This window comes from Staphylococcus sp. Marseille-Q1834 (assembly GCF_916858875.1).
Classification (GTDB): Bacteria; Bacillota; Bacilli; order Staphylococcales; family Staphylococcaceae; genus Staphylococcus; species Staphylococcus pragensis.
On the sequence record NZ_CAKASN010000001.1, the window covers coordinates 1,469,772 to 1,484,019 of the forward strand.

Annotated in this window: 11 protein-coding genes and 1 pseudogene; 6 read left to right on the top strand and 6 right to left on the bottom strand. The window is 30.9% G+C overall.

Going from position 1 to position 14,248, the window contains the following annotated elements; all coding sequences use genetic code 11:
• Positions 1-157 precede the first annotated feature (157 nt).
• Positions 158-1,435 carry a cation:dicarboxylate symporter family transporter gene (locus tag LIX58_RS07190; RefSeq protein WP_126565615.1) on the top strand — a complete coding sequence of 426 codons (1,278 nt, stop codon included), beginning with the start codon at positions 158-160 and terminating at the stop codon, positions 1,433-1,435.
• 133 nt (positions 1,436-1,568) lie between these two features.
• Here LIX58_RS07190 and LIX58_RS07195 read toward each other — a convergent pair whose 3' ends face one another.
• The 4 genes from LIX58_RS07195 to LIX58_RS07210 all read right to left on the bottom strand — a co-directional run bounded on the left by LIX58_RS07195 (position 1,569) and on the right by LIX58_RS07210 (position 5,989).
• Positions 1,569-1,922, bottom strand: a complete 354-nt coding sequence (locus LIX58_RS07195) for a DUF4889 domain-containing protein (RefSeq protein ID WP_154838449.1) — start codon at positions 1,920-1,922, stop codon at positions 1,569-1,571.
• A gap of 171 nt (positions 1,923-2,093) precedes the next feature.
• Positions 2,094-2,516, bottom strand: coding sequence for a pyridoxamine 5'-phosphate oxidase family protein (locus tag LIX58_RS07200; protein ID WP_154838448.1), 423 nt, complete (start codon positions 2,514-2,516; stop codon positions 2,094-2,096).
• Between the two features lie 68 nt (positions 2,517-2,584).
• Positions 2,585-4,690 (bottom strand): AraC family transcriptional regulator Rsp, encoded by a 2,106-nt coding sequence (gene rsp / locus LIX58_RS07205; RefSeq protein WP_154838447.1) that lies wholly within the window; start codon positions 4,688-4,690, stop codon positions 2,585-2,587.
• A gap of 924 nt (positions 4,691-5,614) precedes the next feature.
• A complete protein-coding gene (locus LIX58_RS07210) occupies positions 5,615-5,989 on the bottom strand; it encodes a YbgA family protein (protein ID WP_154838446.1) in 375 nt (124 codons plus the stop codon).
• Between the two features lie 194 nt (positions 5,990-6,183).
• On the opposite strand from LIX58_RS07210, the gene LIX58_RS07215 reads away from it, so the two are divergent.
• Positions 6,184-7,626, top strand: a complete 1,443-nt coding sequence (locus LIX58_RS07215) for a sucrose-specific PTS transporter subunit IIBC (RefSeq protein ID WP_126565620.1) — start codon at positions 6,184-6,186, stop codon at positions 7,624-7,626.
• 61 nt (positions 7,627-7,687) lie between these two features.
• Here LIX58_RS07215 and LIX58_RS07220 read toward each other — a convergent pair whose 3' ends face one another.
• Both LIX58_RS07220 and LIX58_RS07225 read right to left on the bottom strand, forming a co-directional pair.
• The gene (locus LIX58_RS07220) at positions 7,688-8,632 is read right to left on the bottom strand and encodes a magnesium transporter CorA family protein (RefSeq protein ID WP_126565621.1); all 945 of its coding nucleotides are present in this window, start codon (positions 8,630-8,632) and stop codon (positions 7,688-7,690) included.
• Between the two features lie 30 nt (positions 8,633-8,662).
• Positions 8,663-9,277, bottom strand: coding sequence for a TetR/AcrR family transcriptional regulator (locus LIX58_RS07225; RefSeq protein WP_154838445.1), 615 nt, complete (start codon positions 9,275-9,277; stop codon positions 8,663-8,665).
• Between the two features lie 163 nt (positions 9,278-9,440).
• Here LIX58_RS07225 and LIX58_RS07230 point away from each other — a divergent pair.
• The 4 genes and pseudogenes from LIX58_RS07230 (at position 9,441) to LIX58_RS07245 (ending at position 14,237) form a co-directional block, all read left to right on the top strand.
• Positions 9,441-10,723: pseudogene (locus LIX58_RS07230) on the top strand (ABC transporter permease).
• Positions 10,724-10,884: 161 nt separating this feature from the next.
• A complete protein-coding gene (locus tag LIX58_RS07235; RefSeq protein WP_126565624.1) occupies positions 10,885-11,313 on the top strand; it encodes a MarR family winged helix-turn-helix transcriptional regulator in 429 nt (142 codons plus the stop codon).
• 95 nt (positions 11,314-11,408) lie between these two features.
• Positions 11,409-12,764, top strand: coding sequence for an MATE family efflux transporter (locus LIX58_RS07240; RefSeq protein ID WP_154838444.1), 1,356 nt, complete (start codon positions 11,409-11,411; stop codon positions 12,762-12,764).
• A gap of 225 nt (positions 12,765-12,989) precedes the next feature.
• Positions 12,990-14,237: a copper resistance CopC/CopD family protein gene (locus LIX58_RS07245; RefSeq protein ID WP_154838453.1), complete on the top strand. Its 1,248-nt coding sequence runs from the start codon at positions 12,990-12,992 to the stop codon at positions 14,235-14,237.
• Positions 14,238-14,248: the final 11 nt, after the last annotated feature.

Consider the following 14,248-nt stretch of genomic DNA (forward strand, 5'->3'; position numbering starts at 1 on the left):
GACTCAGTGGAGTAGTCTATGTACAGCTTTTTTATATTTAAATTAATAATTTTGGCTAAATCAAATATTGACGATAATAAATAGGATAAAAAAATTTATATCCCAATTTTGAATTATCTGATATAATTAAGCGATGTCAGATGAAGGGGGTTCCAACATGACTCTGTTCAAGAGAAAGATTAGTTTACCAATGCAAGTTTTAATTGCTTTGGTGCTAGGTGTAGTTGTAGGTTTATTATTGTTTGGACAAACGAATGTAGCAAATTATATTAAACCTTTCGGTGACGTTTTCTTAAATTTAATTAAAATGATCATCATTCCAATTGTATTCTGTGCATTAGCATTATCTATTTCAAATTTAGGGGATTCGAAAAAGATTGGTAGCTATGGATGGAAAGCAATTCTTTACTTTGAAATTATTACAACAATTGCAATCGCTTTAGGATTAATTATTGGTAACTTATTCAAACCAGGTGCTGGATTAGATCCTCACAAATTGCCTAAAGGCGACATTACTAAATATCAAACATCTGCGTCAGCAGCAGAACAATCTACATATGGGAATCACTTTATTGATACCATTGTAAACATCGTACCAACAAACATATTTGAAGCATTAACTAAAGGTGAATTATTACCTATTATCTTCTTTGCAGTATTCTTTGGATTAGGATTAGCTGCAATAGGAGAAAAAGCAGATCCTGTTAAAGGATTTTTAAATGGTGTGTTAGAAGCAGTATTTTGGATGATTAACCAAATCTTAAAATTAGCGCCAATTGGTGTATTTGCATTTATTTGTACAACAGTTATGACATTTGGTGCGTCAGCATTACTACCATTATTAAAACTTGTACTTGTCGTAGTGTTCGCGATGGTATTCTTCGTAATTGTAGTTTTAGGCATAGTTGCTAGAATGGTTGGCATTAGTATTTTCTCAATTATTAAAATATTGAAAGATGAATTATTACTTGCTTTCTCAACTTCAAGTTCTGAAGCGGTATTACCAATTATGATGAATAAAATGGAAAAATTTGGTGCACCAAGAGATGTCACATCATTTGTTATTCCGATTGGTTATTCATTTAACCTAGATGGTTCAGCCTTATACCAATCAATCGCTGCATTATTTGTAGCTCAAATGTATGGTATCCATTTATCGATTTCTGAACAAATTATTTTAATGGTAACATTGATGGTAGCTTCTAAAGGTATGGCCGGTGTACCTGGTGTGTCAATCGTAGTATTACTTACAACATTAGGCGCAATGGGCTTACCAGCTCAAGGACTTGCTTTAATCATTGGTGTTGACCGATTATTAGACATGGTACGTACATGTGTTAACGTCATTGGTAACGCATTATCATCAATTGTTATCTCTAAATGGGAAAAGGTTTACGATAAAGAAAAAGGTAAAAAATATTTAGAATCAATTTAAAAAAGAAATCTGACATTTTTTGTACCGAGTCATTATGTACTCGGTACTTTTTTTATTTTGGAAAATTTGCATATAAAAATACCTCCTTCACAAGATAGAATTTTATCTTTATGAGAAGGAGGTATTATTTTAATTACATACCTTTCATGTCATGCATTTCATGAATTTTCATCATTAATCCATGTGGTACATCATCATGTTTCACTTTAGATACCCTTGAAAATTTATCTGAACTTTTTTCTTTTACAAGGAATACAAAATCACCTTTTTTAACGTCAACATCTGTGTCTGAAGGCAATTGAACAATTTTTTCAACTTTTTCAGTTTGTTCACTGACCATCTTTTCAATGGTATGGCTATCTTTCATGTAACCATAGTAAGTTTCTTTTTGACCGCCAGTCATCATCATGATAACTAATACGATACATATGATAAGCATGATTGCACTTAAAGCAATACCTAATCCTAAGCCTTTTTTGTTTTTCATTATGTAGCTCCTTTAAAAGTACTATCTCATTTATACAGAATAAAATATTAAATTGCAATAAAATACTAAAAACAATATATTCAAATGTGTCATTATTATTACGAACAAAAACAAGCCTATAGATAACATTACCTATAGGCCCAATTATATTATTAATTATAGAATTGCAATTTATAGTTCGATTGTTACAGGTGTATCGATTTCATCATCATTCATAAGTGTGATTGTTTTTGGGTTAACTTTTAAGACGCATAAATCTGGATCTTCTTTTGAATCAAAGAATGTTTTATCTTGAGTTTCCCATAACCAATCAATTACTTTTTGGTCTTTTACGATTTCCATTGTTGCTTCGATTTCAACAAAACTATTATTTGTTGTTTCGTTATAACCTAAAAGAATATAAGCATTAGGATTGTTTTCAATTTCATCAACTTTAGCAGTTTTCGTACTTGTCTTTGTATATAAATCTAAACCATCATTATAAAATACCATGTATCGACTATTAGGCTTTTTATTATAAGCAGTTGATAATACGCCAACTTTAGATTCTTGTAAAACTTTTTCGATTGCTTGAGTAGCTTGTTGTTTATCCAAACTTATCATCTCCTTATTCATTAATATTACCTTAATTACGTAATATTAAACTTATAGATAATAATCGATTAAACTGGTTTAATACAGATATATTTCACCTCATCATGTTGTAACGTAATTTGAAATGTTGCATGATTTTTTTCTTGAATAAATAATTCAGTTTTTGGATGATTAGAGCGGTCTAATTGTTTCATAATGCTTTCTTCAATATAGACAGGCAATTTGTCCTGTGGCATTAAATGTTGAATAGACCCATGCTCATTATTGAGTGTATTAACGATAAACAATGAATTTTCGCTTAATTCATTCTGAAAATGATAGTGCTGTTTGCTATCTGATAAATAGCGATCGTTGATTTTATTAAAAAGAATAAAGTGATAATTACCATCTTTACGGCTCATAAGGTAATTATTCGCAATGGTAATAGGTTCATCTACAAATGCGTTGATAAATTGATACAAATGCATAATTGGGAGAATACTTCCATGATGATTGAATAATGAAATATACATAGGATCATTTTCAATTAATTCATAACAAATACCACCACCGTACTTTAATAAAGCAGTTAAATGGCACACTAAGTCAGATAATTGTAATGGGTGAGCGCCATTATTTGTATATTTGAAACAGCGTAATGACAGGCTACTATATACAAATTTAGTTGATGGAATGTTAGAAGCTTCAATAAAATGTATATAGTTTTCAAAATGTGTACTCGCATGAGTAAAGCCACGTTGCTTATCTATCAACACATTTTTTGTATTAATATTTTCAATATCTACAAAATAATAATCAAAGTTCATGCGATTCATAATATCGTAAGTTTCTTGTAAGGTCTCACATTGATGTAGTAAACCATCCACAATTAACCCAAATTTAATCGAGCGATTTTTATTTTTTAATTTTAGATGAGCAAGATGAATATCTTGAATAGACATCGTTTCAGTATCAAAAACGAGCATAAATTTAACAATTTTTTTATTCCATTTATAATCTTGATTACTTTGTAAAAATGAAATAATTAGACGATAAATTTCTTTAAATTCATTTTTATTTTTAATAGTAACTGCTAAACTAATTTTCTTTTCGAAAAGTTTTTCAAAACATCTGTTGAGCAAATTAAAATTAATTTGTTGACCAAGAATATCACTTATATCATTAATTAATATAGCAGGTTTCGGTAAATAAGTGAGTTCGATGTTGTAAAAGTCATTAAATACAAATTGAAATAGTTCATTAGTATTTTGAAAATGAATAAATGCTTTCGAAGATTTAGTTTGTTTTTGGGTTTCAATAGATTGAATATCGATATAAGTTGTTTCAGTAGTTAAATGGTCGGTAAATTCAAATTCTGAAATTAAATCTAAATGTTTTTCTTCTATATGATGTCTGAATTTAATTTTAGGCATAGGTGATAAATCATTTAATTTTGAGCGAAATTGTTTAGGATTAAAGCCTAAATATTTCTTAAATTGATTTGTAAAATTCGTATGACTACTAAAACCAGATAATTCAGATATTGTTGTGATGGATTGATTTGTAGATATTAATAAATTTAAGGCATGTATAATTTTTAAACTTGTATAAAAATCCTTGAAGTTCATATTTAAATAGCGAACAAATAAATTTGAACAGTAAGACTCAGAAATAACCGCATATTGAGCTAAATCTAGTAGAGAAATGGTATTCGTTATATTTTTATTGATGAACAACAAAATATTCGATAGTATTTGATGATCCACTGACATTTTAGGAATATAGCTAGTTTCATTTCTAACTACAGCTTCTTTATAAAGTGTTTGAATAATTTTTGATATTGCCTCTTCGTCTTGAGGTTCATTATTTGAAAAGTGAGTAATACTTTGCAAAATGATGGATTTAATAAAGCGGTTAGATTGTAATAGGTGACGGTCGAAATAGCAATTAAAGAATGTGTTATCTTCTAAATAAAAGTACGCGACAGGAATTTTAAGTTCTATTAAATTTTTAGCCATTTCTATTTGATATAAATCACCTTGATTAATAATTGCAATGTGATTTTGTAAATCTTTACTTTCTCCATTTATGGAAATAGTTAACTCATTGGTTAACGAAAAAAGTAAAATCACATAATTAATATTTCGTGTTGGTGCAGAAGTAATGTGATCATGTAAAAGAAGGTTGTTGCTCATATATGTGGGTCTCCAAGTCGTTAGTATAGTTTTTTAAAATAATATCGTTCAACATGTTTGAGGATAATAAACGTTATTATAAATTAAAAACTAGGAAAAATTAATAGTGAAAAATAAAAACTTTTTATGTATTTTTTAATGAAAGCGTTAAAAATTTTCATCTACATACAATATAAATAAATTTTTAAGAATATAGCGTGATTGATTTGGAAATTTTTAATAGTGTGGGACAACTCTTTTTATTGCATAATAAATATAGATTTCAAAGCAAGCTTAATTTATTTCAAAGTAAGCGTGATTGGCGTTTATTTTAAAAAATAAGTAAGCTAGAAATCGATAATTTATGTATTAGTTCTGTCTTTACACCAATGAACAACATCACGAAGAATATTACACATCAAGAAATAAGCGACTAGACTAACAACTAAGAATCAACTACATGATCATCAAAGTGCTCATCATGTGCATAGGTAAACAGCTTATCTTATACGACTTATTTCATTTCAAACTAATAGACTAACATCTAGATAATCCAACACCCAAGAAACTACACGAATCAACTTCTCGTATGAAATGAAATAACATACTCTAATCACACCAGGCCTATACAACTATGCAGAGTATGAAATAGTTTATGAGATGAGTCAGACATCACAACTATGATTCCCTATACAACTCAGAATAAGAATACACTCATGTACATATAGCACAAGGTACTAACAGTAGCTAAACAATGTATATTTAGAACTAGCCTTAATTCCCCAACTATTTTAAATGTTTATATAAAGTGTTTCAGTTTTACTTATCTATCTAAATATACGGTACCATCTACGCTTTAAGCACCAAGAACAATATTCATCTTTAAGAAAAAAATAGAATTAATACGATGTAGACTGAAGCAAATGACTATGAAGCTTCAGTCTTTTATTTAATTTGTAAGACGCGACTTTCTAAAAGATAGGTAACATTATATTTTTGAGCTAGTTCTTTTAGGAATATAAGTAGCTCATTTCTAGTAACTGAATCGTTTTGAAACTCACTTTTTAAAGTTTGCGCTTTTTCTTTTTCTTCTTTAGTAGCATTATTTTTAAAATATCCCCACATATGGTCATATGCATTAATGACTGTTCCTTTTGTTGGTTCACAACTCAATGCTTCCTCAATTTTTAATTGAACTTCTTGTAAAGTAGGAGAAGATTTGAGTAATTCACGAATTTCATTATAGGATTGTTGACTGTGTAATAACACATGATACTTTTCTTCACGCCATAGTTTTTCAATATAGCCACGTTCTTTCATCATCTCACTCCTTATTATTAAAACTAAATGATGATTTACACGCCATTTGATATACATCTTTTCCCAGAATAAACAGACTACAATCATATGTATATTTGGTTAAAAAGAGTAAAAGTATATTGCTTTATTAATTGGAACCGATTACAATAGAGTTAATAAATGAAACCGGTACCATTAACAAGGAGGTTGAAATAATGAGTTATAAACAATCGGCTGAAGAAATTTTAGAAGCGATTGGAGGTGAAGAAAATTTAGACGCGATGGCACATTGTGCGACGCGATTACGTCTTGTTCTAAATGATGAAAGTAAAGTAGATGAAGAGAAGTTATCGAAGATGGATGTTGTAAAAGGAACATTCTCAACTGGTGGCCAGTATCAAATTATAATAGGTTCAGGTACAGTGAACAAAGTATTTGCCGAATTAGAAAAAATTACAGGTAAAGAAGCTTCAACGACTGCAGATGTTAAAGATAAGTCGTCAAAACATATGAACCCGTTACAACGTTTCGTTAAAATGTTATCTGATATTTTCGTACCTATTATACCGGCTATCGTAGCAGGCGGTTTATTAATGGGTATTAACAATCTGTTAACTGCTCCAGATTTATTTTATGATCATAAATCTTTTATAGAAGTACATAGCCAATTTGCTGGATTAGCAGATATGATTAATATCTTTGCCAATGCACCATTTACGTTATTGCCTATACTTATTGGCTTTAGTGCAACGAAGCGGTTTGGAGGCAATCCATATCTTGGGGCAGCATTAGGTATGATTTTAGTGCATCCTGCGTTGATGAGCGCTTATGATTTCCCTAAAGCGTTAGAAGCGGGCAAAGCCATTCCTCATTGGGATTTATTTGGCTGGCACATCAATCAAGTGGGCTATCAAGGTCAAGTGTTGCCTATGTTAGTAGCTGCATATATATTAGCTACGATTGAAAAGGCTTTACGTAAAGTTATTCCAACAGTGTTAGATAATTTACTTACACCGTTACTATCAATTTTAATTACAGCATTTCTGACATTCTCATTTGTAGGGCCAATTACAAGACAATTAGGTTATTGGTTATCAGATGGATTAACTTGGTTATATGAATTTGGTGGAGCGATAGGTGGCTTCATATTTGGTCTATTCTATGCGCCAATTGTTATTACAGGTATGCATCATAGTTTTATTGCAGTTGAAACAACATTAATTGCTGATCAAGCAAAAACAGGTGGCTCATTCATCTTCCCAATTGCTACAATGTCAAACGTAGCACAAGGTGGGGCAGCATTAGCGGCATTCTTAATTATTAAGAATAATAAAAAATTAAAAGGTGTAGCTTCTGCAGCAGGTATTTCAGCATTATTAGGTATTACAGAACCAGCAATGTTTGGTGTTAACTTAAAACTTAGATATCCATTTATTGGTGCGATTATTGGTTCAGCAATAGGCTCAGCTTATATCTCATTCTTCAAAGTTAAAGCCATTGCCTTAGGAACAGCAGGATTGCCTGGATTTATTTCAATTAATCCAGCTCATTCTGGTTGGCTTCATTACTTTATAGGAATGCTAATTGCATTTATCGTTTCTGTAGTCATCACTATCGTCTTATCTCGTCGAAATGCATATAAAGCAGCAGCAGAATAATTAAAAATAAAAAGGTCAAAATCCTATTATGAATGTTAGGATTTTGACCTTTTTTAATGGGTTAAAGTTTCTGTTTACGCCATAAGAAGACACTTACAATCATTACAAGTATGAGAGAAATGCCGACCACGATAAGCCAAGAGAGATAGCTTTTATCATCAATGGGAAGGGGGACGTTCATTCCAAAGAAACTAAAGACAAGCGTTGGCAATGTAAGTAATACGGTAAATAATGTCAATGTCTTCATGATATTGTTCATCTCATTAGATAATAATGAAGAATAAGACGTCGTAATACTTTCTAAGATACTCGTATAAAGTTCAGTGGTCTCAATGGCTTGGTTATTTTCAATTACTAAGTCTTCTAGTAAATCTTCATCTTCTTCAAACCTTTTTATCGCAGGTAAACGGAACAATTTTTTAATAATTGTATCGTTACCTTTTAAAGCGGCTAAGAAGTAAACTAAACTTTTTTCAACTTCCATCAATTTATAAAGTTGTCTATTTGTAATATTGTTTTTTAATTCACGTTCTATACGAATTCGTGATTTATTTAAAAGTCGTAAATTTCTGTTGTAGTGGTTAGAAATGGTTAATAGAATATCTAAAGCAAAACGGCTATGATATTTCAAATTAACATTGTCTTGGCGCGCATAATTTTCTAAGAATTCATTTTCAGCATCGCAAATAGTTAGAATAATCCCTTTTCCGATAACGATACCTAAAGGAATTGTTACGAATGAAAGTACGCGTCGGTTCGTAGAGCTCACAATTGGTAAATCGACGATAATTAATGAGTAACCCGTATCCTCATCATATTCAATACGTGCACTTTCTTCAGAATCTAAAGGATCTCGAATAAAATCTTCAGGAAGATCATATTGTTCCATCAATTCCTCTATTTCTTCTCTATCTGGTTCTACAACATTAATCCATGATGCAGAGCGATCTAACAGCGTTGTTTCAACAATTTCATTAGTCGATGTATGTTTATATGCAGTTAGCATGGTTAATGGTTCCTTTCATATTCAATTAGTCTAAGTTGTTTGAGTACGGGCGTAATGATTTTCTGCCATAATTCTTAATGGACCGTTATAAACGATTTTGAAAATGTGTTGCGTCAATTCGTCGACCGAAATACGGTGTTCATCCTGTACCCAGTATTTAATAATAGAAATTGTGGCACCCGCTACATAACTATGAAAATACATTTCAGGTATACCATCAATTTCATTGTTAACACTTATATATTTTTGCATATTTTCTTTTATTAAGAAATAAATTTTATCTTCTAGCTTACTTTTTCTATCTAATTGAAGAATAGTATGGTAGAAATCCATATTATCAGCAATATGTTGTAAAATCTTCGTCAATGTATTATTGATAAATTCATCTGCAATGGTTTCAGGTGAATTAGCGTTAAATTGATTAAATTGTGTTAATGACCATATTTCAGATATATATTCATCTTCCATATCTGATAATAGCGTATATTTATCTTCATAATGTAAGTAAAATGTACCACGATTAATATCCGCTTGGTCTGAAATATCTTGAACAGTAATTTTATCGAGATCTTTTTCTTTTAATAGTTGTATAAAGGCTTTCTTAATTGCTGACTTTGTCTTTCTAATTCGCCTATCTTCTTTCATGTATATCGACCTCCAAGAAATTATTAGACAAAAATAACTAATCTGTTCAAAAACATACGCTATCCGTAAAATTGATTATTGTTTATTTTCGACTACCTCATTATAATTTACAACGTATTAAATATTCAACACATTGTTCAATAAAAATAGGAGGTATTATAAAGTGAATATATTTAAAAGTAATTTACTTTGGGCTACACCTTTAGCTGCGATTGCTTTATTAGTTATCTTTTCTTTAGCTTTTTATCCAGCATTCAATCCAAAACCTAAAGAAATGCCAATTGCGATTGTAAATAACGATAAAGGCGTAGATATCCAAGGTCATAAAGTAAATATTGGTAATAAAATTGAAGATAAATTAACACTAGTCGTTCTGAAACAATTAAATGGATTAAAGTAGATGATGAATCAGACATCCAAAAAGATATAGAAAATGAAAAATATTATGGTGTTGCTATTTTTAATGAAGACTTCTCAAAAAATGCGATGAGCAAAACGCAAAAAGTAGTTATGGATAGCAAAAAATCAGAAATGCAACAAAAGGTTGAATCAGGAGAGGTTCCACCTCAAGCAGCAAAAGAAATGCAAGAAAAAATGGGGAATCAAAGTGTTGATGTAAAACAAGCTACTTTCAAAACAATTGTTAACAAAGGAGTTAGCATGCAAGCTTCTCAAATTGTTTCAAATGTTTTAAGTGGTATGGGCGATAACTTGAATAATCAAATCACAAAACAAAGTATCGACACGTTATCTAAACAAGATGTAAAAGTAGATGCTTCTGATATTAAAGACATTACAAACCCTGTTAAAGTTGATAATCAAAACTTACATTCTATTTCTAGTCATCAAGGTGGAGGTAATGCTGCATTCTTAATGTTCATGCCAGTATGGATGGGCTCATTAGTATCATCTGTACTATTATTCTTTGCATTTAGAACTAGTAATAATTTAGTAAGAAAACAACGTATTATTGCTTCATTAGGTCAAATTGCTGTAGCAATCGTTACTGCAGTATTAGCAAGCTTTAGTTTTGTTTATTTCATGCACGGTGTATTAGGATTTGACTTCGGTTTAGGTCATATTAATCGTGTGGCATTATTCTTAACCATTTCAATGCTAGGATTCATTGGCTTAATTTTAGGAATTATGGTTTGGTTAGGTATGAAAGCTTTACCAATTTTCATTTTACTTATGTTCTTTAGCATGCAACTTGTTACATTACCTAAAGAAATGCTTCCAAAAAATTATCAAACGTGGGTATATAGCATTGATCCATTCACACATTATGCTAATTCTTTAAGAAGAATTATCTATATGAATCAACATCTTTCAATGAATACAACAACTTGGATGATGGTAGGATTCATGATCTTTGGTGTAATTTCAATTATTGCATCTGCACTTGTTAGAAAACATAGTACAAAACGTACTGAAGTGCCATCATAAGAAGAATTTGAATAACCTCAGTTTATCCATATTTTTGGGTAAGCTGAGGTTTTATTTTTCAAGTAATAAAATCAGAAAATTTAAACTTTAATATATCGGTTGACTATTTTTTTAAAGGGAGTATTATATTCGTTAGATATCTAACTAAATGAGGTGAGGGTATGGAAGCGACGTATCAATATTTAATCAGAACGTTAGCCCATGAGATGAAAAAGTACGCTGACCGTAAACTCGATGAATACAATGTTACTCAAGAACAAAGTCATACGCTTGGTTATTTGTATCGACATAAAGACAGAGGTATTACACAAAATGAATTATTAAATACATTTCAACGTAAAGGGTCCACTGTTAGTTCTACGTTAAAAAGTTTAGAGAACAAAGGTCTTATTTATCGTACGGTTGATCCTAATGATTCAAGGCGTAAGAATTTAAAACTCACTGATGAAGGCAATCAATTAGTGGAATCCTTTGTTACCATTTTTGATGATATCGAAACAATTGTGACAAAAGATTTTACTGAAGACGATAAAGAACAATTAAACGCATATTTCGATAGAATGATAGAAAATATTAGACAATCGAATTAATTTTATAAGAGTGTCTGGAAAGAGGCACTCAAATTTTTGGAAATATAGTTAGATATCTAATTATTAGATATCTAAGATAAAAGGAGATTAAGGATATGAAAGACGAGCAATTATATTATTTTGAAGAATCACCAATATTAAAAGCGATGATGCACTTCTCGTTGCCAATGATGATTGGTTCATTATTAAGTGTGATTTATGGAATTTTGAATGTTTACTTTATAGGATATTTAGACAATAGCCATATGATTTCAGCAATTTCACTTACATTACCTATATTTGCAGTATTAATGGCTTTCGGTAATTTATTCGGTGTAGGTGGAGGAACATATATTTCACGTTTACTCGGTGCTAAAGATTACACAAAAAGTCATTATGTAAGTAGCTTTTCAATTTATAGTAGTTTTATCTTTGGTATTATCATTGCTATTATTGCAACGCCCTTCACAGATCAAATTGCTAGCGTATTAGGGGCGAGCGGTCAAACATTAAAATTCACAAGTGATTATTTAAAAGTTCAATTTTTAAGTACACCATTTGTTATTCTATTCTTTGTATTAGAACAATTTGCACGTGCAATCGGCAAACCAATTATTTCAATGATTGGTATGATTTCAAGCGTGGTATTAAACATGATTTTAGACCCTATTTTAATCTTTGGCTTCCATTTAGACGTAGTAGGGGCGGCATTAGGTACAGCAATTTCAAATTTAGTAGCGACATTATTCTTTATTATCTATATTGCAATTAAAGATGATACTTTATCTCTAAATATTAAACACGTTAAACCAACTAAAACAATGGCACAAGAAATCTTTAAAATAGGTATTCCAGCCTTCTTAATGGTTGTACTAATGGGTGTTACTGGTTTAGTAGTCAATTTATTCTTAGCACGTTATGGAAACTATGCCATTGCAAGTTATGGTATTTCATTCAGACTTGTACAATTCCCAGAATTAATTATTATGGGATTATCTGAAGGTGTTATTCCATTAATTGCATATAACTTCGTTTCTAATAAAACACGTATGAAAGACACAATTAAAGCAGTTATCTTATCTATTTCAGTTATATTTGTAGTGTGTATGGCTATCGTATTATTATTCGGCCATTCAATCGTTCAATTATTTAGCACTGATCCACTAATCGTGACATTAGCTACATTTATCTTGAAAGTAACGATGACCTCTTTACTATTAAACGGTATTGGCTTCTTATTTACAGGGATGCTCCAAGCAACAGGTCAAGGTAGTGGCGCTACAATCATGGCTATTGCGCAAGGTACTGTTATTATCCCAGTACTCTTCGTACTTAACACATTATTCGGTTTAACAGGCGTGATTTGGTCACTATTAATTGCTGAAACAATATGTGCGTTATTAGCAATGTTGATTGTTTATTTATTAAGAAATCAGCTTACTGTAGATAAACAATCATTAATTGAAGAATAATTATTTCTTGAAAATGAAAATCACAAACTAATGCAAAACGGAATAAATCAAATATAAGTTTGTACTATCTTATAGGAGTAGAATGACGAAATCTTTTTTAATCATAAATTGATTTCTATTCTACTCTTTTTTTGGATAAAAAGTGACAAATTAGAATAATTATTGTTAAAAAGCAGACATTATTTTATCATTATTAAATGAGCAAAATTTTATAGGAGGATGTCAATAGTGAAATTAAAGCGAAGTTCGAAAGTAGCTTTAGTCATCTTTATGATGTTTTTATTTATGTTGGTACCCAATTTTCAACATATCGCATCAGCACATGCTACTTTAGAAAAAACCACACCTTCACAGAATGGAGTAGTCTCAAAGCATCCTGATAATATTGAATTAACCTTTAATGAACCAGTCAATGCAGACTATTCTGGTATCACCATTTTCAATGATAAAGGTAAAGAAATTGCTGAAGTCAAACCTTCAACATCGGGTCATTCTCAGACGTTAACTTTTCCTGCAGATAAAGTAGGACACGGAACGCATCAAATAGAATGGCATACGGTGTCAGCTGACGGACATGAAATCAGCGACCGCTTCAACTTCTCAGTAGGGAAGCAAACAGCTAATGGTGTAGATACTACTCCAGCATTCTATGAGACACCTAACTTCTGGTTTGGTGTATTTCGATATATAGCTGAAGGTGCCACAATTATATTAGTCGGCCTTTATTGGCTAAATGGTATTGCACGTCGTAACAACCTGTCGACGTTTGATGTCTTCCCAAGACATATTGCCGTATCTTTAATGATGATGATGGCCTATTTAATGTCGCTAGTATTATATTTAATGACATTATCATCAGACGTATTAGATGATGTATTGTCACTTAATCCAAGTGCACTCGTGCAATTCCCATACATTTTAACTTCAATTGCACTTATTATATTAAGTGGTCTCTTCGTATTAAGAAATATGGAGAAATCTTGGTATTGGATTGTATCAATTGCAATGATTTTAGCCTTAAGTATGTCAGGTCACGCATGGTCTCAAAGCGTACCATTATGGTCAATTATTTTAAGAACCTTACATCTTACAGGTATTAGTTTATGGTTAGGGGCACTTATTTATCTACTGACTTCTGTTTTCACTCGGAAAAGAGATGCCGTAGATTTACTGCGCGAAATCTTATTTAAAGTTAATGTTGCAGCCGTAACAGTCATTATACTGTCAGGTGTATTAATGTCTATCGATGAAACGAAGATATTATCAATTTGGAATAATATGCAACCTTGGACAGTGTTCTTAATTATCAAAGTAGTAGGAACTTTAATAATGATGGCATGTGGTTTCATGCAAACGACGCGTGCATTAAATAAACGTTATAGAGTCAATAAAGTTTCATTAATTATAGAAGTAACCATTGGCGTATTACTTATCGTAGCCGGTGTTGTTATGAGTCAAATCAGTATTCCATAGTAAGGAGATAA

What these genes read in the sequence shown, in the direction of transcription:
- LIX58_RS07220 (WP_126565621.1), bottom strand. Translation starts at nt 8,632, where the DNA reads ATGCTAACTGCATATAAACATACATCGACTAATGAAATTGTTGAAACA.
- LIX58_RS07235 (WP_126565624.1), top strand. Translation starts at nt 10,885, where the DNA reads ATGGAAGCGACGTATCAATATTTAATCAGAACGTTAGCCCATGAGATG.
- rsp (WP_154838447.1), bottom strand. Translation starts at nt 4,690, where the DNA reads ATGAGCAACAACCTTCTTTTACATGATCACATTACTTCTGCACCAACA.
- LIX58_RS07215 (WP_126565620.1), top strand. Translation starts at nt 6,184, where the DNA reads ATGAGTTATAAACAATCGGCTGAAGAAATTTTAGAAGCGATTGGAGGT.
- LIX58_RS07240 (WP_154838444.1), top strand. Translation starts at nt 11,409, where the DNA reads ATGAAAGACGAGCAATTATATTATTTTGAAGAATCACCAATATTAAAA.
- LIX58_RS07210 (WP_154838446.1), bottom strand. Translation starts at nt 5,989, where the DNA reads ATGAAAGAACGTGGCTATATTGAAAAACTATGGCGTGAAGAAAAGTAT.
- LIX58_RS07195 (WP_154838449.1), bottom strand. Translation starts at nt 1,922, where the DNA reads ATGAAAAACAAAAAAGGCTTAGGATTAGGTATTGCTTTAAGTGCAATC.
- LIX58_RS07225 (WP_154838445.1), bottom strand. Translation starts at nt 9,277, where the DNA reads ATGAAAGAAGATAGGCGAATTAGAAAGACAAAGTCAGCAATTAAGAAA.
- LIX58_RS07190 (WP_126565615.1), top strand. Translation starts at nt 158, where the DNA reads ATGACTCTGTTCAAGAGAAAGATTAGTTTACCAATGCAAGTTTTAATT.